Genomic DNA, 22,283 nt, shown 5'->3' with positions numbered 1-22,283 from the left:
TCTTAACATTGATTGATTATGATCTCAAAAAATATCAAAATAGCGGTCGCTCTGGTTATCCTGGCATTTTCAGGAACCTCATGCGAAGATTTCCTCGAATCAAAACCCATTTCACAAATCGGCGAAACGGACTTTTTTAAAACAGAATCCGACTTCCGGCAGGCCGTAGTAGGTGCCTATGGCGCGCTTGGGCAAGTGTATTCCGGTAATGGATACTATTCGCTGCTGGTCGACCTGCGTTCGGATAACACCACCGAGCTTGGCCCCGGGGGAGGCGGTAACGATGCAAAAAGAAATATCGACGAATTCAGGGAAACAACTGATAATGAGCACTTAACTGCATTCTGGCAAACCAGCTATATTCTGATCGCCAGAACCAACAGCATCCTCGCCCGCATTGATGCTTCGCCTGTTTCCGATAACCTGAAAAAACAATTTTCCGGCGAAGCACTTTCTCTGAGAGCATTGGCCTATTTCAACCTGGTACGGCTGTGGGGTGGCGTTCCGCTGGTGACGGAGCCGGTGACGGATATTGATGCCAGCTACAAAGTGGGCCGTGCGTCTGTTGCCGAAGTTTACGCGCAGATCGAGGCTGACCTGGTGAAGGCAGGAGGCCTGCTTCCCGCCACATATCCTGCGGCGGAAGCAGGAAAAATAACCAAAGGCGCTGCGGAAAGTCTGCTTGGACAGGTTTATTTAACACAGAAAAAATATACAGAGGCGGTTGCTGAGTTCAAAAAAGTGGTAACTGCGGGCACTTACAGCCTGTTGCCGGTATATGCAAACCTTTACAAGGCTAGCCAGCAGGGTAATGCCGAGGCGGTTTTACAGGTTCAATACAGAACGATGTCAAATGGTCTGGGCTCCAACCTCCCGAACCACTTTGCGCCTACGGGCTCGCAGAACATCGTGATCCCGACCGGCGGGGCGTATGGATTTAACCAGCCGACAGAAGATATCGCAGCCGCCTACACAGCAGGCGATGTTCGCCGGAACAACATCGCTGACGGTTATACGCAAGCAGGCAATTTTGTTGCTGCCAAATACATCCGCGGCTATGTGGAGCGCGAAACCGGTGGCGGCAATGCCGACTCGGGCGCAGATTGGTATGTGATTCGTTATGCCGATGTTCTCCTGAATTACGCTGAGGCACTCAATGAAGCAAACAAAGCACCAAATGCCGATGCCTATGCGGCGATTAATCTGGTGCGCAAACGTGCCGGACTTCCTGATCTTGCCGGACTGACTTACGAGACATTCAAAACAGCCGTATACAATGAGGAGCGACTTGAATCGCCATTTGAAGGGCACCGCTGGTTTGACCTGCTGCGTACCGGTCGCGCGATGGAAGTGATGAATGCAAAACTATCCGGCCCTGGTAAACCAACAGTGGGTATTTCGACACCGATCAAGCCTTATCAGCTTCTATACCCGGTCCCGACATTGGTTGTGACCACCAGCAGCCCCGCCATTGTGCAAAATGAGGGATATTGACCGCAGAATTTGAATAGAATACATGTAAAATTTAATACCCCGGAAAGCGAGCACTTCCGGGGTATTTTTTTGGGTAAATAAAGTCAAATTGGTACTTATCTGCCTATTTCTCAACCCTCTTAAAAATAATGGCATCAACCAACACCTGCCCTTCCGAACCCTCGCTCACAATATCGACATAACCGTCCATTCCCTCCAGAAACTCAAATTTCCCTATGGAAAGCGATTCAGTTGGTTCTACCCAAATTTCCTCCCCGCCATTTTTAGAATGAACTCTCACTTTAAACCTGGGTACCGCATTCAGCTTACTATCCACCGGGAATTTTTTCCCGTTCGCAGTAGCCCTAAGCTGGGGATCAAAAGGGGTTTGCTCTGAGAACAACAGCTCGTAGGTACCTGCTGCCAGATCGGGCCGGAACCTGACAAACTCTCCTTCCGTTGCCCGGCCGCCGTTGGTCAGATACAAATCACCGAATCCTTTCTCCTTCCACCTTTTAAACTGCGGCGCAATCCAGAAGTAGGGCGTACTGTAAAACCGGTTTTCACGCAAGTCTGCATTATCGACAATTTCGCGTTTCAGGTTCCCAATTTCATTATGCGCCGGAGGATACGTCGGAACCGTCAGGTTTACCATCAAATACTGCACGGCATTGACACTCCCCGGAACCTCCACACGTATACGCGCGCTGTACACTCCCGTGGTAAGGTTAGTCGCGTTGACGGATATCTTCAACTTTTGATCGTTCCCCTGTCCTTCCGTTTGCCAATCCAGCCAGCCTGTTCCGCTCAGATATTCGATCGTTGGCGCGTTAACTTTCCCGAGTACACCTTTCCCGACATTCATCAGCGCGACCATTTTTGCATTCGGCTGCGGCCTCGTTGGTCGGGCAAGAAAGTGGAGTGTATTTGGGATAAACTTTCTTTCCAATGCATACACATCCATCACGTGGGCCGGCCGGATGCGAAACGAAGGTTCTTCACTGCAAGCCAATGCGAGTGCAGGTGTGGTTTTCAAGGCAGAATTCCGGCCGGGGCTGCCAATGGCCCGACCGTCTATCGCAATATGCTGCGTAAAACTGCTGCGCGTGACTCCGTCATCTACCAGAAGTGTTACCGGATAAATGCCCGGTTTTACAAACACGTGCTTTGGGTTCTTTTCGATAGCAATGCCACCGTCTCCGAATGTCCAGTAGTACAGCAGTTCGCGACCAACGTTTTTGTATTCATTCCGTGATTTTTCACCAATAAAGGAAACCCTTTCCCCGGCCTTCCCCGGCCTGAACGGACCGATGATCGCCTTCGTTTCACCTGCCCGCTCACGGTTATCTTCGAAAGTCTGCCAAAACAGAATCCATGGATCAAGCAAAACCTCGGTTTCATTCTCCATGGTTTTTACCCGGAATACAAAATGCGAATGGGTATTATTGCCTACATGCACGCCTGAACCGTCCGAATAATACACGCCCGCTCCAATGGGCTTATGTTCCGGAATGCGCAGGTTCAGCATGTGGTGATTCTGAATGCTCCACTTGTCGCCATTTTCCCAGGTATGAATGCCCCGCCACCTGTTGTTGTTATCGCCCTTGTCAAGACTAAAAACAAAGTAATGGTCATCAATAGGGAACGGCGTAAAGTGCGGCGTTCCCGCAGGATTGTTCAGATCCAGGCCGCCATGCAACTCAAACCCGTTGTAAGCGCCCAGCCAGCAATCGTCGCCATTGTAACTATTCGAAATGCGCAGGAAATTTTCGCTATTGGGAAACATCGGGTAAAGTCTCGACGGCGCAATACGGTTGGTCATATCAGTCACCACGAAACGAGCGTGTTTGCGCGGCACCGATTCACTGCTTTTCCCGCCGTGCTCGTCCTTGATGATCTGCCCGATCGTCTTCACCCCGTCAAACCAGATCCGCATTCCATTGATCACATAAGGCTCATAAAAGCTTTCCTGAGACCCTACATAACGCTCCATTTTCATTAGATGCCCGTCTATCAAAACCTGACAGGTAAAATGATACAGCGTGGCACCTCCCGGCTGGTCTTCCCTGAGTTTTCCGAGGTTGGTAATGATGACATCCGACGATATTTCCTTCAAAACCATCGTCCGCGTTTCACCGTTCCGGAGCGTGAATTTGAGCGTATCCTCCTTATTCATTTCGACAGGTGTCAGCGTAGCTTTGGCCTTTCGCAAAATGGTTTCGCCACTGGCGGAAACTCCAGAAAAAAGCAGAAAAACCATAGCTGCCAGATCAAATCGGAACATTGGTATCAAAGGATATGGTCGTAAGCAGGTAAGTCTTTATGAAATCGGTTCGGGATAAGAAAGTGCGCCGCGCCGCAAGCTGCCTTACGCACGCCCAGAACCTGTCCCACAATAACGCATGCGAAACCTGATCAGATATGCTGACGGTATCGTTCAAAAGGGCTCCGGATTATGGCTGTAATTATGCCACGTTCTCTACCATTTCGAGCTTCGTTTTAACCAGTTCCGTGATTTTGCAGGTTGCCTTTGGAAAGACTTTACGAAGATCAATATCCTGATTACTAGACAGTTCAAATTTCAGCGAAGCCATGAAAATGTTCTTGATTTCAGTCGCCAGGTTTACTTTGCAGATACCATTTGAGATCGCCTGCTGCACCTGTGCATGTGGCACGCCCGAGCTGCCGTGCAAAACGAGTGTCGCCGCAGTCTTTTCTGCAATTTTGCGCAGCAGATCAATATCCAGCCTGGGCTCTTCTTTATAAAATCCGTGGGCTGTACCGATTGCTACCGCAAGCGCATCCACGCCCGTTTCCTCCACAAAAGCAGCTGCTTCATCCGGCTGGGTAAAGCCCGTAGTATGGTGCGATTGGCCCAGTTTGGCCACATACCCCAGCTCGGCTTCCACGTGTGCATTGTAACTTTTAGCACGTTCAACCACTTCGCGGGTTAGCTTCACATTCTCTTCAAAAGGCAGCTCGCTCCCATCGATCATCACCGAATCAAAACCCGCATCCAGGCATCGCTGTACCAGGTCCACGGAGCCACCGTGATCCAAATGGATCCAGCCTTCCACGCCAAATTCTTCCAATCCGTTTCTTCCCAGGTTCACGGCAGTTTTGAGCCCCATATAGTCAATAGAGCTTTGGGTAAGCTGCAGGATCACAGGCTGTTTCAGTTCGGCCGCCGCCTGCAGTACGCCGTGGAGTGTTTCCAGATCGTAGTAATTGGTCGCCAGCAAACCTTTTTTCAGCTGTGTTAATTCGCGTAGTTTCTGCTTTAATTTCATGACAGGCTTAATTCTATTCCCCAAAAATCCTTTATGTTTTCGCTGATTTTGTTCAAATCGCAGAATGCACCCGTTCCACCCGCTGCAGTCGTATTCATGGCGCCCATGAGGTTACCTTCCCGCAGGCAGTCTTCAAGCGAAGCGCCCGCCATGTATTTCCGTATGAATCCTGCATTGAAGGAATCTCCGGCACCGATCGCATCCACAAAATGCTCCACTTCGAAAGCGGGTACCGTTACCTGCTGATCGCCGCAAATGCCCAGGCTGCCGTTTCTGCCCATTTTCAATGCAAGCGTATTCAGGTACGGCCGGATTTTTTCGATGCCGCTGCTGATCGAATCCGTTTTCGTTAACGCCAGCAGTTCCGATTCGTTGGGCATAAATACGTCCACAAAAGGCAGGCAGCGCACATAGTCGAACGCCCATTCCTCGGCAGGGTCCCATTGCAGGTCCAGCGACGTGGTCATACCAGCGGCGCGGGCATTGATTAAAATCTGCTCAATATCATTCAGAAGCCCTTTCTGAAGAAAAAGGCTCGATATATGCAAATGCTGATAAACAGAGGGTTTACCAAAAGGTATATCATGGATAGTCAGCGCGTTCATAGCACCCTGATAAGTCACATTGGCGCGGTCCTGTCCGTAGTTTAATATCATGGTACAGCCTGTCTTCTCGTCATGTAGTCTGGTTACATGCCGGCAGCTGACCGCCTTGCGTTCGAGTTCGTTCAGGATAAAATCACCGAAATAATCTTCTCCTATCACACCACAGAACGTAGTATCCATACCCATTGCAGCACTGTTGGCCGCCATAATAGCCGCAGAGCTGCCCAGGCACATATTCATTTCATCCGCAATCGTTTCCTTGCTCAGCTGAGGGAAAGCCTGGATATTGTTCAAAATCAGGTCGACATTCAGCTCGCCTACAACCAGGAGTTTTGGGGCTACCATACGCTATGCTGTTTATTCTTGATAAATATTCACCCCCTGCACCACTCTGCTGATCGATCCGGACACCGACGGACTATCCGGATTGATACCCGAATGCACCGCGCTGTAATAACCCATTAACTGCCCCACGAGCGTAGCCGGGATCATCTGGTATTGATTTTCGGGATCAATGTTCAATTCTATTTTACTACTATTTGGCAAAGCCAGTCCATCCACTCCACCTATCTGCAGCGAATAAATTGCCCGCGCATCGCGTGAAATGTCCTCAACCAGATCGCGCTCGTAGCGCAGGATGTGCGGATTTCTTGAAAACAGGTATACCATGAGCGTATTGTCATTTACAAAGGCCCGGGGTCCGTGCCTGAATGCCAGAAACGAATCGGACATACAAACCTGCTTTCCGTCAGTCAGTTCGAGCAATTTGAGGTGGCACTCTCTGGCTATTCCGAGGAATTCGCCGGAGCCCAGAAACACGACCCGCTCAAAGCCGCTCAGCACCAGGTTTTTCAGCAGGGATCGTTTTTCGAGAATTACATTTCCCTGTTCCGCAATGCGTTGAATTTTCTCAAATTCTTCGTCTAAAGCGTCCACCTGCGCCACAAGCAGCACACTCAGCAACATGCAGGTGAAACTGCTCGTCATCGCCAGACTCTTGTCATTAGTAGCCTCGGGCAGTACGATCCGATAAAAACGGTCAGGCCCACTTGCATTCATATTGGCCAGCGCCCCTTCTCCATTACAGGTAATAATCAGGTGATAAATCTCATCACAGCAGGCATTGGCCAACCGTACCGCTTCGACGCTTTCCGGGCTATTTCCTGAGCGGGCAAACGAGACCAAAAGCGTTGGCACCGTCCGGATAAAGACCGAATTGGGCTGGGTTACGATTTCTGTTGTCGGCACTGCCTGAACAGGCCTGCGCCATACTTTCTGTAAAGTCCCCTGCGCGGCGTCGCCGATGTAACCCGAGGTACCGGCACCGGTCAAAACGATTCGCAGATCTTCCTTTTGCAAAACCGGCCCTAAAAATCCGCCGATTGCCTCACTTTCGTCTTTTACTAGCTGATATACCTCTTGCCAGAGCTCAGGTTGCGATAGAATTTCCCGCTGGGTGTGTGCTTCCGCACTGCTTTCAAGCTCCGTTGTTTCATTTTTATGCATTATTCTCGCGGTCGATTAGAAGACGGTTGTTTGGTGACATTTGAAAGACTATGCCACGACAATTCAAATTAAACATCATAAAACGAAAGTAAAAAATATTATTAAACCTTTCTTTTAATTTATTTATGCTTACTCATATATTGCGGATAAATAATAGTGAATTTGTAGCAAGCAACTTCTCCGATGAGGACATATCTTGCAAAATCAATCACTACCTGAACCCGCATTTATGATTTCAAAGGAAATAAAAGCCTCGCCCCGGGGACTTTTGATAGCAGATTTATACAAGATCAGAAAAGTCGGCACGCCCCTGCTTTCTCCTGCTAATGACAACCTGGTATATCAGGTCTCCGTCGCGGATGCAGTGAAGAATGAGCGGTTCGATTCAATAGAACTCCTGGCGGTCGACAAAGCGGCAAAAACGATCCTGGGAAATGGCACTCCGCACGCATGGTCGCCCGACGGCAGCAAACTTCTTTATGAAAATGAGTGTGGAGAACTTCATATTTATACGCTATCAAATGCATCTAGCCATTTTTTAGTCCGGCGCCACGAATCTTCCTATTTCATAAATCATCTTGCAGAAACAAACTGTATCTGGTCGCCGGATGGAAAGTACATTGCATATCCCGGTGCAGATATCATAGATTCCGGGGAAGAGCCTGATGAAATCCGCGTTTTCGACGATCTGCTTTACAAATCCAAAGGCGGTCGCGGAAGACCTGTGTATGCCGATCATGCCTATACGCACATATACCTGATTCCGGCCGAAGGAGGATCGCCTGTACTGATTACCGCTGGCCATTTCAACGAGCATTCCATTACCTGGTCGCCGGATAGTCGCTACCTTGCATTTATCAGCAACAGGACAGCACAACCGGACGATATCCAGCAAAGTAATGTTTGGAAAGTAGATATTCAATCACTGGAAATCACAAGACTTACTGACCATACCGGTTTGGCATACCAACCGAAATGGTCACCCGACGGGATGCATATTGCACTCCTGGCAACTTCCGGGAGCATTGGTACGAACGACAGCCCTGCCGAGGACACGCATGTAGCCCTGGTATCTTTCAATGGAGGGGATTTCCGATACCTGACCAAATCTCTCGACAGGCGGATCGAGCACATTCGCTGGCATCCGTCGGGCAAGTACATTTACTTTACTGCGGGCGATCGGGGCGACACTTCCATTTATCGGGTAAGTGTTGATAATGAAACGGTTGAAATGGTTCAGGGAGGCGGAGGCTGCATTTCTGAGTTCTGTCTCGATCGGAAAGGAGCGGATTTTGTGTTTGTAAAATCTTGTACAAACCAGCCTGCGGAGCTATTCAAAAGCAAAAATCAAGGCGCTATAATTGAGCAAATCACGCGTGAAAACGCAGGTTGGCTTCAAAATAAAACACTCCAAAACGCTGAAACATGCTGGTTTGAAAGTTTCGATAGCACGAAGGTGCAAGGCTGGCTAATGCCGCCGGTCGATTTTGATGAAACTCAAAAATACCCACTCATTCTCCTGATTCACGGCGGGCCGCACAATATGTTCGGCCACGATTTTGACGAACGCATGCATTTGCTTTCAGCGGCAGGCTATGCGGTCGTTTATATCAATCCAAGAGGCAGCCACGGTTACGGACAAACATTTTCAAATGGCACGCTCATGAACTGGGGCGGGGGCGATTATCAGGATCTCATGGCGGGCGTAGATTTTATTTTGAGTCAGAATCCATGGCTTGATCCCGAAAAACTGGGAGTAACCGGCCAGAGCTACGGCGGCTATATGACCAACTGGATCATTACGCAAACCTCCCGTTTCAAAGCGGCAGTGAGCGATGGGGGACTAAGTAATCTGGTCAGTTTCGCAGGCACTTCGCTATATCATTCATTAATGGAATCCGAATTTGGCGGACGGGCTTTTAACCGTTTTGACGAACTATGGAAATGGTCGCCTCTGCATAATGTGGCCCGGGCTACTACGCCAACATTGATTTTACACGGCGAAACCGACAACGAAGTGCCTTTTTCGCAAGCCGAAGAAATGTATGTCGCACTGAAAAAACGAGGTGTAGCAACCCGGCTCGTGCAATACAAAGGCGAAGGCCACGGCTGGCGGCCGGAACTAAGCCCGCGCAACAAAGCTGACCTGAATGCGAGAATGATCCAGTGGTTTGACACCTACGTAAAAACGACACCTAATGAGCAGTAAGACAAACAGTTGGCTGATATATGTAATTATTCATGTTCTGTTCATCGGAGTATGGGGCGCTGTAATTGAAATCCCTGAAAAGAACGGTTTTCCTGCAACATTAGGATACGTTGTTTGGGCACTCACAATGGTGCCCGCCGCATTGGCTGCTTTAAAAATAAAGGGCTGGAAGCTGGATTTCAACAAACGCGCCATGATCTGGGGAGGCGCAGCAGGGTTATTAGGCGCAGGAGGTCAGCTCGTGCTTTTCTTTGTGCTGCGCATTGCGCCGGCTTACCTTGTTTTTCCGCTGCTTTCGTTAACCCCGGTTGTGACAATCCTGATGGCGGTTTTTCTACTTCACGAAAAAACGGGTAAAATGGGCTGGATCGGCGTCGGGATCGCGCTGATCTCTATTTTTATGCTGTCCTACCAGCCGGCCGGCGCTACCCAGGTGAGCGGCTACACCTGGATGCTGCTCACAGCTATTCCACTTTTTGCCTGGGGTGCGCAGGGATATATCATGCGTTTTGCCAATGAGATTATGTCGGCCGAGAGCCTGTATTTTTATATGATGGTGACATCGGTAATGCTCATTCCATTTGCATTATATCTCACTGATTTCAGCCAGCCGATCGAATGGAACTTCAAAGGTCCGTACCTGTCGGCGATCATCCAGTCGCTCAATGCATTTGGTGCACTCTGTCTGGTATATGCATTCCGGTACGGAAAAGCGATTATCATTGCACCCATTACTACGGCACTTTCGCCGGTGCTCACGGTTGCCTTATCTCTGGCTTTGTACCAAACCATACCGCACCCCGTCATCATTGGGGGCATTGCTTTGGCCATTATCTCGGCCATATTGATGGGATTCGAGGAAGTTAAAGGTTGAAATGAAATTTAAAAGAAAGATTTCGAAAGAAATTTGGCTTCATACTACGCAAAGTGTGTTCGATTTTTTACATTAGCGTCGATAAAATATTTACCCCTAAACCTTTAACCTTTGACACCTACTATACAACTCTGGCTGTTTTTGATGTGCACAGCCACTGCTTTCGCTCAGAAAACGGACAAAAACGTTGCCTTCATCGAATATCCTGATTTCCCCGAAGCACATTCCACATGGGGCTCGATCGGGTATAATGCGGCATCCAACACGGTGCATATCGGCGTTACCAACCATGCCAACAATATCGGTTTGTACACCTTTGATGCGACGACAAATGCCATGAAACTGAATGGTTTTATCAAGGATATGGCCCATTTACGGCCGTTTCAGTGGCAGGGAAAAATACATTCCAAGATCGTAGCGGCTCCTGATGGTTCAATCTATTTTTCAACAGATGGAGGCGAATCCCGGGAGGAATACCTGATGGAACATCCGCAGGGTTATGCGGGCGGGTTTTTCATGAAATGGAATCCAAAAACAGGACTGCAAAATCTGGGAATAGGCATGCAATATGAGAGTATCAAAGATGTTGACATTGACCCAAAAACCGGGATACTATATGGTATTACCTATCCGCAGGCGCATTTCCTGGTATACGATCCAGCCAGAAACAACCTGCGGGACTTTGGCCGCCTGGCCAGCTCGCACGTGCCGCGTGTATTGTTCACCGACTGGTGGGGAAACTGCTACTATGTAGACTGGCGGCAGCGGCTGGTGAAGTATGAGAAAGACAGCGACTCATTAGTATTTGCAAGAGAAAGTCTGCCCGCATTTCCCGGCACCCCCGGCTCGAAGATCATCACGGGCGTAACCGCTTATGCCAAAGACGAAGCGAAAGGGATTATTTACCTGATCACGTACGGCGCAAAACTCATCGCATTTCACCCTGAAAAGAACGGAATCGGTAAAGTAGAAGACCTCGGAGGCGTGATCGAAACGAACAAAGCACCCGCATGGGGACCCTATGTACCTAATCTGAACATCGGTGAAAATGGAAAGTTGTATTATATCATTGGCGGCCACGGAAACTATGTATTAAAAGACAAAACCGTGCTCGTGGAATACGACCCTGCAACACGCAAAAAGTCCATTTTGCGCGAATATCCCATCACCGAGATCACCGAGGCCACAGGCTGCGATATCCGGGATAAAGACGGAAACCTGTACTTCGCCGCCCGTCGCAATCCTTCGGGCGTAGGCGATTCAACCCGCCCCTTTATGATCCAGTTCAATCCTGAAAAAGAAATTCGGAAATGAGAAATCTGACCAAAAAAATACTTTTCCCAACCTTATACCTCGCCTGCTCTGCCCCGCTGCTGGCTCAGTACACGTTTTTTACACCAAAGGATGCATTTGCGATAGAGGTTTCCTTGCCGAATAGTGCCGAAAAACGCCTGCCGATATACCGCAATGCAATCACTTCCCTGACTGTGCAGGGCGACCACATTCTGGGTGGTACTACGGCGAAGGAAGGCTTGTCTCCGTACCTTTTCGTGGCATCGATTTCCAGCCGGAAAGTTGTGACGATGAGAGATTTGCAGGAAATTGTTCCCGGGCAGAAAAGCATTGCTACAGGTTTTTGTAAAGGTGCTGGCAACAAATTATACGCTGGTACAATAGGTCAAAAAAACCAGCCAGCCGGTCATTTGTTGCAGGTTAGTATTGGAAATGGAAATGCTATTGAAGTAAGAGATTTGGGCATTCCTGTCGCCGGAGAAGGCATTTTTGCGCTGCTCAGTGACAAACAGGGCACCGAGCTTTACGGGATCAGCTACCCGGGCGGGCGCTTCTTTACCTACAATATTGCAACTAAAAAGACTGTGGTATTTGACCAGGTCGCCCCCAAAGAAAAGGAGCTGAAAGACGCGCATGATTTCGCGATCGGGCCGGAGGCTTACCTCTGTAAAGCGCTTGTTCAGGATAATGCAGGATTGGTTTACGGCAGTACCGCAGGCAACAAGCTATTTGCATTTGACCCAGCGAAAAAGACTTTTCAGTTTCTGGAAACGCCGCTACCGGCTGTCTGGGGACGTGAGGTTTTAGGACAAGTGGAAGCCTGGGCGAAAGCGCCGGATGGAAAACTGTACGGCGGCAATGCGGGTGACGGTCAGCTGTTTGTACTGAATCCGGCTACCAAAAAGATCAAAAACCTGGGTAAGCCTATGATGATGGGCAGGTTGCAGGCTTTGGCTTTCGGGCGTGACGGTAAGTTGTACGGATTGGCTGGTGGCGCGCCGGGCTACTCGCATTTGTTTTCCTATGATGAAAATGCGGGTTTTGTCGACCTGGGTAATCCTGAATTCAAGATGGTGGAACCTGGGATCGAGCAGGGCATTTTGTGGCGAGGCTTTCAGTTGAGTACGCTGGCTGCCTCGGCAGATGGAAAATATATGGTCATGGGCGAAGATGAGGCATTGAGCCAGTTGATGATTTTTCCCGTTGGCCAATAATCGCTACCCACATTCCTGAAAGAATTTCAATATGATCAGATTTACAAAACTTATCCTCTGCTTTATCGCGCTGAATGCATTCAGCCCTGAGACTAAAATTTACGCGGCCGACGCGTGGCAGTTACGGGCCTTACCTTCCTCCGTCCGCCTTGATCCGGTTACGAATGAAATCATAGAGCACCGCTTTAAAGGTGTTCCTTCCAATCAAGCCGGGAAAGGAAATCTGCTCGACAAAAACTGGCTGTTTGACGGTAAACAGGTTTCCCTTCACGGCGCTCGGGGCGAATATGTCTCGTTTCAATTGGTCTTGTCTAATGAATCTGACGCAGAATTAACCGGCATCAAGCTTGATATGACGCCATTCAAAAACGGAAGTACCGAGTTGAGCATGAAGCCCGAGCTGTTTCTGGAATGGTCTGTCAATGTGCAGAGTACGAGTACGGGTTACCCCAAATCCACTCTCGGCAAAGGCTGGTATCCCGACGCACTGATCCCATTTAAATACATCCAAACCGACTCGGCCCATGTACGCGGCCGCTGGGTGTACCCTTTTACATTGCCCGACTTCAACAACCGGATCAGCGGGCAACGTTCGCAGATTATTTGGGTGGATCAGTTTATCCCGCTCGATGCACAAAAGGCAAGACCAGGCACGTACCGGAGTGTAATTAGTGTTACGATTGGCGGGCAAACCAAACAGATACCGATCAGCCTGACAGTCTGGGACTTCGAGCTGCCGAACGAAAACGCTTTCAAAGCCAGTCTGCAACACGAAGGTTTTTTGAGCAGAATGGACGAAAAGCAGGAACTGGCGGTGTACCAGCTCTTCAAAAAAAATCGTATTTCTTTAATGGACCCAACTTACGATCCTGAGATTCAGGTAAAAAATGGTAAAGTTGAAATCCAATGGGACAAGTTCGATAAGAGACTAAAAAAATACCTCACCGGCCAGGCTTTCACCAAAGAACATGGTTATGCAGACGGTCCCGGTTACGGCGAGCCGCTTGAAACTTTTGCACTTCCATTTGACGTGTATGGAAAACACGGCACTGCCGGCTGGCCGGACATCGGTAAACCGGAAGTGGAACGCAATGCGGCCAATCAGGCGATTTACACGAGCAGCATCCGGCAGGTACGTCAGCATTTATTACCGATGGTGAATCCTAAAAAAACGCTTCTAACGGTTTATTTGAATGGTTTGGATGAATCGTACTTCCCCGAAGCATGGTCGCGGATGGTGTTTTACGGTAATCTCTTTAAGAAAGAATATCCTGAAGCCAGGTTCCGCGTGGATGGTGGCTATACCAAGGACGCCATGGACGTGATCGGCAAATCGATTACCGACTGGGCTTCGCATACGATCAGCTATAACATTGATACCGTAAAGCATTACCAGCAAATGGGCATCAAAGACTGGCTCTACGGCCCAATGCTCTACGAACACAAGCTCAACAGCTGGGTAGGCAGCTCGACATTCATTGATTTACCGCTTATCAACGACCGCGCGATCAGCTGGTCTTGCTGGAAATACAAAACCTACTCCTGGATCAGCTGGGGTATTGGCGCCGGTTGGGAAAGGGGCTGGTATGATCCCGAATCCTGGAAGGACTTTTACAAGGAAGCTTCCGAAGCCGACGCGGAATTTACCTACCGGCAATTTAATGGAAACGGCTCGGTCATTTACAAACCCGGCATGGTGCCCAATGTGTCGGAACCTTGTCCGTCTATCCGCCTGAAAACCATGCGCGATGGTGTGCAGGATTACGAATACCTGCGCCTGCTCGCGAAGCTTGACGGTAATTCCAAACGTGCTGATGCGCTTGTTGATCAGCTAATCAAAGAGCCTTTTGGAGACAAATCCATTGGTAATCTGGATGTGTGGAGCTATGACCAGGAGCAATGGTACAAAGTGCGCATGGAGCTTGCGGAGCTCATTTTGAAGCGTATAAAATAATTTCAGATTGCTATTCCTAAACCTTTCATCATTGCTGCGTGCGAGCTCATTTTAATTTTTCAATCTTACCCTTTTTTCCAATGCTGGCGCTCGCCCTGCCGCTGCTGGTGTTGTCACCAGCAGCCCGCGCGCAAAAAGCCAGCATCACAGAAAAAGCACAACCCTTCAAAACTTATCCCTATTCCGACCCTAATCCGATTCCCGTAATGGGCGTCGGCAAAAAAGTGTCACCATTTTATCCCTACTACGTTTTTGACGGCTATACCAACAAAAGCACGACCAAAAACTGGAAGGTGGTCGAGCTGGAAAATCCCTACATTAAAGTGCAGGTGCTGCCGGAAGTAGGGGGCAAAGTCATGGGCGCTATTGAAAAATCAACCGGCGAAGAGTTTGTCTACACCAATCACGTGATGAAATTCCGGGCGATCGGCATTCGTGGTCCGTGGACGAGCGGCGGCATTGAGCATAACTTTGGCCTCGACCTCGGCCACGCCCCCTGGGCAGCCGCGCCGGTGGATTATGTGATGCAAAATAATGCTGACGGAAGTGTCACCTGTGTTGTGGGCGGCCTCGACCTCGCTTCCCGGACGCAGTGGCGGGTTAAAATTGTATTGCCAAAAGACAAAGCTTATTTCGAAACGCAAAGCCTTTGGTATAATCCCCTACCCCTGCACGACGCCTACCTTTCGTGGGAGAATGCGGCATTCCGGGCGTCGGAGGATATGCAGTTCTTTTTCCCGGGTACGCATCATGTTGGTCACGATGGAAATGCGAGTCCCTGGCCCATTGATGAAAACGGTGTGGATCTGTCGTATTACAAAAACGTCAATTCCGGCGGGGACAAGTCCTACCACGTCATGGGCATGCATACCAATTGGTTCGGCGGGTACTGGCATAACAAAAATTTTGGATTTGGCCACTGGGCTCCTTATTCAGATGCGCCGGGCAAGAAACTATGGATCTGGTCACGGGCCCGAGAAGGTGCGATCTGGGAAGATTTGCTTACGGATTCAGACGGACAATACATTGAAGCACAATCGGGTGTGACATTCAATCAGGCGGCGGAGCGCAGCGGATTTCACAGTCCATTTAATCAAAAAAATCTGGGGCCCTTTTATTCTGAGACCAAAACGGAATACTGGTTTCCAGTGAAAGCCGCTGGCGGAATGATGGATGCTTCACCTTATGGTACGCTCAATGTAGCGGCGCGGGGCGATAGTCTCAGGATCATCCTTAATCCGATCTCTTCGATTCAGGACACGCTGAAAGTGACGGTGGCCGGGAAGATAATTTATCAATCTCCGCTTCAACTCAAACCCATGGAGGTTTATACCAAAGCGATTTCCTTGTCTGCGACCGATCAAAAATCGGTACGGGTGAGCATTGGTAACGATCGGCTGCTGTATGCAGCGCAGCCCGAAAAGGTACTGGATCGACCAGTGATTTCGACTGACAAACAAGATCCGCACTCCGCAGAGCGACTTTTCGAGCTGGGTGAGGATGAAAATGCAATGCGCAACTTTGAAGGCGCGCGCCAACGTTTTTTGGATTGTTTGAAAAAAGAACCCACGCACAGCGGCGCATTGGTCCGGCTGGCCGAATACCATTATCGTAATGGCGAATATGCAAAAGGGCTGGATTTTGCCAGAAAAGTATTGGCTGAAAACACCTATCACGGCGGCGCCAATTATTTATACGGAGCACTTTACCGAAAGCTGGGCGACCTGACGAAAGCGGAGGAAGCGTTGTCGGTGGCGACCTGGACGATGGAATACAAATCCGGCGCGTACACGCAGCTGGCCGGTATTGCATTGCAAAAGCAGGATTTTGAAAAAGCCGAATCCGACGCCCGGAAAGCATTGGATTACAACCGGAATAACCTGGTAGCGTATCAATCGCTGGGCACCGCGTTTCGAAAATTAAACAAGCCAGATCAGGCGACACAGGTTTGGCAAGAGCTGCTGCATGTAGACCCGCTCAACCATTATGCGCATTTCGAGCAGTATTTGCTTGGTCCAACCAAAGAAACCCAGGCCATTTTTCAAAACGCGATCCGCAACGAGCTGCCGCATGAAACCTACCTGGAACTGGCAATGGATTATGTGAACCAGGGACAAAATCAGGAGGCAAAGCAAGTGCTCGCACTGGCCCCCGCCTACCCTACTGTTTCTTACTGGCTTGCATATCTTAACCGGGATTCAACGCCCGAAGAAAGCAAAAAGCAATTGAAAAGCGCCATTGAAATGTCGCCGGAGCTGGTTTTCCCTTTCCGGCTCGAAACGATTCCCGTTTTGATTTGGGCTGAAAAACAAAATTCTTCCTGGAAAAACCGCTACTACCTGGGATTAATTTATTGGCACATCGGAGATAAAGAAAATGCCAAAAAACAATTTGCAGCCTGCAATAATGAGGCAGATTATGCGCCTTTCTATATTGCAAGAGGAATCCTTTTCCAAAATAATGCTTCCAGTACTGCGGAAGCTGATTTCGTAAAAGCCAACCAGCTTAATCCCAAAGAATGGCGCAGCTGGCATTATCTGACCGATTTTTTTAATAATCAAAAAACACAGGAAAAGGCGCTGGTAAATGCGCAAACTGCTTATAAACAATTCCCTGACAATCCAGTTATCGGCATCGACTATGCCAAATCGCTGCTGAATGCAGGTAACTTCACTGCATGTCTGAAAATATTGGAAAAAATCCAGGTTTTGCCGCAGGAAGGTGCGCGGGAAGGTCACACTTTGTATGTTGTTGCCAATCTGGGTAATGCAATGCATTTGGCAGAAAACAAAAAATACCGTGATGCTTTAAAAGCACTTGAAAAAGCCCGCCTGTGGCCGGAAAACCTCGGTACCGGGAAACCGCACGAACCGGATACGCGACTGATCGATTACCTTGCAGCGTATTGTGAAACCCAGCTTGGCAATGCGCCGAAAGCCAGTCAGTATACGCAGCATATCTCAGACTACACCCTCCATGCCAGCAAAGAAAGCAACAGAAATGTGCTCAACAATTACCTTGGTGTGTATTTGCTCCAAAGAGCGGGTAAGCAGGAAAAGGCTGCGGGGTTTCTGAATAACTGGAAGGCAGAACAGGATTCGCTGCGGAATTGGGAAATTACAAAAGGCTCCGATGCGCCGGAAGTGCAATGGGTCTTGGCTAAGTCGCAGAATGACCTGACGCTTTCTGAAAAGCTGGAACAGCAATTGACAGAGAACAAAAATTACAACCTGACCACGCTATTTTTCAGGATACTTGATTTGACAGAAGCGCGTAAAAAGGAAGATTAATATTGCATGATGAACCAGCGAAATAGATTTACCGGTTTTTATAAAAACAATGAAGTTCCCTTAACGGGGCTGCTGGCTGCGCTACTTCTGTTTGCGACAGTAACAAACGTTTATGCCCAGCCGTCGCGCCCGAAAGGCGTTATTGAGGACGGGCAGCATTATAGTGAGGTATTTAAAGAAAACCGGCATTTCAGACTGATTTTGCCAGCCGATTACCACCAGCATCCCGGGCGGCGATATCCTGTGATTTACTATTTTCATGGCAATGCGGGTCGGTTTAACGGTCCGGCGGAAGGTGAAGTTTCCCGCTCGGGCGAGGCGCGTTATTATGATGATTTTAATGGGAATTACGCACGTACCGGCCCCGATTCGCTGGACAACTTCACAAGTTACGTAGCTGATAATGATGTAATTATTGCGAAATGGGATGGTTACGTGCCGGCGCAATATCCTCGTCCGTACGACATTGCTCCCGTGAAGGAAGACCGGCAGTTTGTCGATTACTTTCCGGAATTTGTAAAGTACATTGACTCGCATTATCGCACAAAACCTTACCGCGAAGCCCGCGCCGTTTCTGGGTTGAGTATGGGCGGATTTATGTCCATGCTGGCTGCTTCCAAATACCCGCATTTGCTGTCGAGCGCCTCGTTTTTTTGTCCGTCCGCTTCATTTACGGTTGGGCCGAAAGCTTTGCAGATTTTTACTCCATTTAAAGAAATGGGGCGCAACTTTGTTGGGTTACCGATCCGAATGCATTTGGGTAGCAAGGATTTTTTGCGGCAGCACGATCAGGAGATTGACGATGCTTATAAAACCCTCGAACTCAACTATGAAAGCTGGCATTACGGGATTGGCTATTTCAAAGGTTTTCACAATGCTGTCAATATCAAAGGGCAGTTTGATTTCCACATGAAGTACTTCCGGATGCCACTCGCGCGACCCGAAAAATGGCACCATATTGATGTGTATCCCGATTTTTCAGTCTGGAATTATAATGTTAATACTGACAGGAAAATACCAGGCTTTACCATACTCGACGATGTGCGCCGGGAAGGATTTAGTATACAAACAAAACAATGGCTGCCCGACGGGCCGCTGGCTCCGAACATTGCTGTACAAGTCCTGACGGATAGCATTTATTCTCCAAATACCCGTTTTGAGCTGATCAAGCTGAATGTCTCTACCCGCAAAATTGACCGCAAAAGTGTTACCAGCGACGCAAAGGGCCGCATTCAATTACAGGGAACGGGTCAGCACAGTAAGATTGGATTGTACCGATCCGGTGATCCGGGCCACATTACGATGGCCACCTACTCGCTCGATAAAAAGATGCCGGGTGTGGGCGATATCGTTTCACTAAGTCCATTATTATTCAACAAAGGCGGCGCTGCGGTGGATTCCGTTCGCATGGAGCTGATTGCGCAGGATGAAGAAGTGGAAGTAATGGATCCCGCGATCACCATTGGTAAAATCGCTCAGGGAACGCTGCACGAAAAGACCCGCTTCCGCATCCGCTCGCGACACGCGGAGCTGGATCGTGCGAAGATGAAATTAATGGTGAGTTACAATGGCAAAAAAGACCAGTTTTTACTGGAAGTCCCTTTTTATTCACCCGAAAAAACCCTGACAAAATTCGAAATCGCTGACGGTCGGAATATAAATCTTGAAGTAGAAAATCAAATGCGCGTCGGCGAAGGAAATGGCAATGGAATAGCCAATCCGGGGGAATGGATCAGCATTTTTACAAAATCCGATCTGGATTCGCTCCATGATTTTGGTTTGCAACTTTTTACCGAAGATCCTTACGTGGATATGGACAGCCGGCGCATGCTTTTCTTTGCCCGGGCAGACTGGTCGGGCGCACAGCGTTTGACATCGCAGGTGAAGATTAAACCTGCTTGTCCGGATGGACACGAAATTGCTTTTTACGGTATTTACGAATATCCAAAAACCGGTAACACGCGCCGGGACAACCACGGGGCGCATTCGTTTATCCATGAAACGAAACGGGTTTCTTTCAAAGTGAAAGTCAAAAAATAGTGGGTATGGAGAATGAATTGGCAGATTTGAACCGGATATCGGTATATGCCAGCGATACTAATAATCTGTTGAGCAGACTTTTGCAGGTATTTGGCAAGAGCCGGTTTGAGGTTACCTACATGCAGGTCTTCAATACAGCAGATGAAAACCTGAAACTGATCCTCGTGGAAGCTTCTTTTCCGAAAGAAATGTTGGGACTAATTCTGGAACGCATTGAAAAGATCGTTGAGGTGCATCGCGCTTTCCCGCATCAGGATGAAGCAGCAAATCTGGCAGCTGTGCTAAACGTTTAGTTCTGGCTTTTACAAAAGCATTTCCCCGGATGTTGCTACCTTTACGGCCAGGTGTGACCGTTCGAGGGACACTTTCAAATGACATTGATTCAATAAAAATAATAGGATAAAAGGTTTGATACCATGAAAAAGACCGCGCAGCGTCGTTCGCTGATCTTGCAAAAACTCGATGAGTTGGGCGAAGTAAATGTGAATGATTTGAGTGAGATGCTGGAAGTGAGTGAGGTAACGATCCGTAACGATCTGGACAAGCTCGAAAACAGTAACCTGCTCGTGAGGGCTCACGGCGGCGCTTTTAAAACCAATAACATTGCCCTGACTGTCACCGAAAAACGGAAGATTAACCACGATATCAAGCGGCTGATCGGTAAAAAAGCAGTCTCGCTGATCAACGAAGACGACAGCATTATCCTCGATTCGGGCACGACGACTTTTGAAATATCGAACAACCTCGAAAAATTCAAAAGCCTGACCGTGATCAGCAACGCGCTGGACATTGTCAATAACCTCGCACAATATGAAAATTTGCAGGTATATATGCCGGGTGGCTACCTGAAAGAATTCTCGATGTCACTGGTTGGCCCAATGGCCGAGCGCAACTTTAAACAATTGTATTGCAACAAACTTTTCCTCGGGATCGACGGGATGAAAGCCAACGCAGGTTTTTTCACGCACTATATGGAGGAAGCGCATTTAAACCAGATCATGATTGATATTGCCGAAGAGGTGATCGTGGTGACCGATTCTTCGAAATTCAAAAAATCAGGACTGGCGTTTATTTGTGGTTTTGATAAGATTAATAAGGTGGTTACTGATGATAAGATTGAGGAGGCGGATTTGAAGATGCTGAAACAGCATAACATTGAGGTGATTATTGCGGAAAGCTAAGTTACACGCATCGAAATGGAACAAACACTGAGATATATTTCCATACTATTGTTGGCGCTTCTGACGATCGGCCATATTGAATGTGCCGCACAAACTGCATCGGCAAATCAACAAAAAATCAATAAAGCGGGGATTATCACTGGTGCTGATCAGACCGAAAAATACCTGTCCTATCTGAAAGGAAAACGCATTGGTTTAGTTGCAAATCAGAGTTCGATTGTTGGTAAAAAAAGCAGCGTCGACAGTCTGGTGAGTCTTGGGATTAAAATCGTAAAAGTGTTTGGGCCTGAACATGGATTCAGGGGCAATGCGAGTAACGGGGCCGCAGTGAGTAGTGAGGTAGACGCTAAAACGGGTATTCCTATCATTTCTTTATACGGCAAAAACCAGAAGCCAACCAAAGAACAGTTGGCGGATATCGACCTGATGGTCTTTGATATACAGGATGTCGGCTGCCGCTACTACACCAATATCAATACGCTGGAATATGTGATGGAAGCTTGCGCGGAAAACAATAAAGAACTGCTCATTCTTGACAGACCTAATCCAAACGGATATGTTGTGGACGGACCTGTCATGACGGATGATCGGTTTAAATCCGCCATTGGAATTCACTATACACCGATGACGCACGGCATGACGATCGGGGAATTTGCGCAGTACCTTAATGGTGAAGGTTATCTTGAAAAACAATGCAAAATTAAGGTTATAAAAGTCGCCAATTATGACCACGATATGCCTTATGAATTACCGATTCATCCTTCGCCGAATTTGAATACGCAGCAAGCTGTCATGCTTTTTCCGAGCCTGTGTATGTTTGAAGGAACTGCAATCAACGAAGGCCGGGGCACTTACATGCCGTTTACGATCCTGGGAGCGCCCGCGCTGAAAGGCAAGTATTCATTTTCGTACAAACCTGTCGGTATTCCGGGAATGAGTGAGCGGCCGAATCACAAAGATTCCGTTTGTTATGGTCTTGATCTCCGTAATTACGACATTGAAAAGCTTCGCAAAAGTCGCCAGATTAATCTGTCGTGGTTAATCGAATTATACAAAGCCTATCCGGACAAAGCACATTTCTTCACTCCCGGCCGGGCCAACCAGGATATATCCGCGTTTGACCTGCGCATAGGCACCGACCAATTACGAAAACAGATCATTGCTGGCGTACCTGAGGCAGAAATCAGACAAAGCTGGGAGCCTGAATTGGGGAAGTTTAAGGCGATTCGAATGAAGTATTTGCTGTATCCGTGATGGATAGTCTGGCATCTGCGAGTTCCTTTTTGATCAGAATTTCAGAAAAAACCTCACTTTTGTTACCTAATTAGCTAACTTTAAGATTGTAAAGCACACT

General features: G+C 48.4%; 15 protein-coding genes. 11 read left to right on the top strand and 4 right to left on the bottom strand.

Translation table 11 applies throughout. From position 1 onward, the window contains the following. Positions 1-18 precede the first annotated feature (18 nt). Entirely contained in the window at positions 19-1,494 is a 1,476-nt protein-coding gene (locus tag FXO21_RS19630; protein ID WP_149641682.1) for a RagB/SusD family nutrient uptake outer membrane protein, read from the top strand. 103 nt (positions 1,495-1,597) lie between these two features. Here the strand turns inward: FXO21_RS19630 and FXO21_RS19625 are convergent, their stop codons facing one another. The 4 genes from FXO21_RS19625 to FXO21_RS19610 all read right to left on the bottom strand — a co-directional run bounded on the left by FXO21_RS19625 (position 1,598) and on the right by FXO21_RS19610 (position 6,874). Next, entirely contained in the window at positions 1,598-3,757 is a 2,160-nt protein-coding gene (locus tag FXO21_RS19625; protein ID WP_149641681.1) for a PKD domain-containing protein, read from the bottom strand. A 181-nt stretch (positions 3,758-3,938) separates the two neighbouring features. Beyond that, positions 3,939-4,763, bottom strand: coding sequence for a class II fructose-bisphosphate aldolase (locus tag FXO21_RS19620; RefSeq protein WP_149641680.1), 825 nt, complete (start codon positions 4,761-4,763; stop codon positions 3,939-3,941). Continuing rightward, a complete protein-coding gene (locus FXO21_RS19615) occupies positions 4,760-5,713 on the bottom strand; it encodes a carbohydrate kinase family protein (RefSeq protein WP_149641679.1) in 954 nt (317 codons plus the stop codon). Before FXO21_RS19615 ends, FXO21_RS19620 begins: the two co-directional genes overlap by 4 nt. A gap of 12 nt (positions 5,714-5,725) precedes the next feature. Continuing rightward, positions 5,726-6,874: an SIS domain-containing protein gene (locus tag FXO21_RS19610; RefSeq protein ID WP_149641678.1), complete on the bottom strand. Its 1,149-nt coding sequence runs from the start codon at positions 6,872-6,874 to the stop codon at positions 5,726-5,728. A gap of 229 nt (positions 6,875-7,103) precedes the next feature. On the opposite strand from FXO21_RS19610, the gene FXO21_RS19605 reads away from it, so the two are divergent. The 10 genes from FXO21_RS19605 to FXO21_RS19560 all read left to right on the top strand — a co-directional run bounded on the left by FXO21_RS19605 (position 7,104) and on the right by FXO21_RS19560 (position 22,183). Beyond that, positions 7,104-9,083 (top strand): S9 family peptidase, encoded by a 1,980-nt coding sequence (locus FXO21_RS19605; protein WP_149641677.1) that lies wholly within the window; start codon positions 7,104-7,106, stop codon positions 9,081-9,083. Further along, positions 9,073-9,957 (top strand): DMT family transporter, encoded by an 885-nt coding sequence (locus FXO21_RS19600; protein WP_149641676.1) that lies wholly within the window; start codon positions 9,073-9,075, stop codon positions 9,955-9,957. The genes FXO21_RS19605 and FXO21_RS19600 overlap by 11 nt, the downstream gene beginning before the upstream one ends. A 111-nt stretch (positions 9,958-10,068) precedes the next feature. Further along, positions 10,069-11,271, top strand: a complete 1,203-nt coding sequence (locus FXO21_RS19595) for a hypothetical protein (RefSeq protein WP_149641675.1) — start codon at positions 10,069-10,071, stop codon at positions 11,269-11,271. Next, the gene (locus tag FXO21_RS19590) at positions 11,268-12,464 is read left to right on the top strand and encodes an NHL repeat-containing protein (RefSeq protein ID WP_149641674.1); all 1,197 of its coding nucleotides are present in this window, start codon (positions 11,268-11,270) and stop codon (positions 12,462-12,464) included. Before FXO21_RS19595 ends, FXO21_RS19590 begins: the two co-directional genes overlap by 4 nt. Before the next feature lie 31 nt (positions 12,465-12,495). Continuing rightward, complete coding sequence (locus FXO21_RS19585; protein ID WP_149641673.1) at positions 12,496-14,418, top strand: glycoside hydrolase domain-containing protein; 1,923 nt, start codon at positions 12,496-12,498, stop codon at positions 14,416-14,418. A gap of 80 nt (positions 14,419-14,498) precedes the next feature. Further along, positions 14,499-17,708 (top strand): DUF5107 domain-containing protein, encoded by a 3,210-nt coding sequence (locus FXO21_RS19580; protein ID WP_149641672.1) that lies wholly within the window; start codon positions 14,499-14,501, stop codon positions 17,706-17,708. Positions 17,709-17,714: 6 nt separating this feature from the next. Next, complete coding sequence (locus FXO21_RS19575) at positions 17,715-19,748, top strand: alpha/beta hydrolase (RefSeq protein WP_149641671.1); 2,034 nt, start codon at positions 17,715-17,717, stop codon at positions 19,746-19,748. Positions 19,749-19,753: 5 nt separating this feature from the next. Next, positions 19,754-20,041 (top strand): ACT domain-containing protein, encoded by a 288-nt coding sequence (locus FXO21_RS19570; protein WP_149641670.1) that lies wholly within the window; start codon positions 19,754-19,756, stop codon positions 20,039-20,041. Between the two features lie 123 nt (positions 20,042-20,164). Beyond that, positions 20,165-20,929: a transcriptional repressor AgaR gene (gene agaR, locus FXO21_RS19565; RefSeq protein WP_149641669.1), complete on the top strand. Its 765-nt coding sequence runs from the start codon at positions 20,165-20,167 to the stop codon at positions 20,927-20,929. A gap of 15 nt (positions 20,930-20,944) precedes the next feature. Beyond that, the gene (locus FXO21_RS19560) at positions 20,945-22,183 is read left to right on the top strand and encodes an exo-beta-N-acetylmuramidase NamZ family protein (protein ID WP_149641668.1); all 1,239 of its coding nucleotides are present in this window, start codon (positions 20,945-20,947) and stop codon (positions 22,181-22,183) included. Positions 22,184-22,283: the final 100 nt, after the last annotated feature.

Source organism: Dyadobacter sp. UC 10 (assembly GCF_008369915.1).
Lineage (GTDB): Bacteria > Bacteroidota > Bacteroidia > Cytophagales > Spirosomataceae > Dyadobacter.
This window is presented reverse-complemented; position numbering and strand designations above follow the sequence as displayed.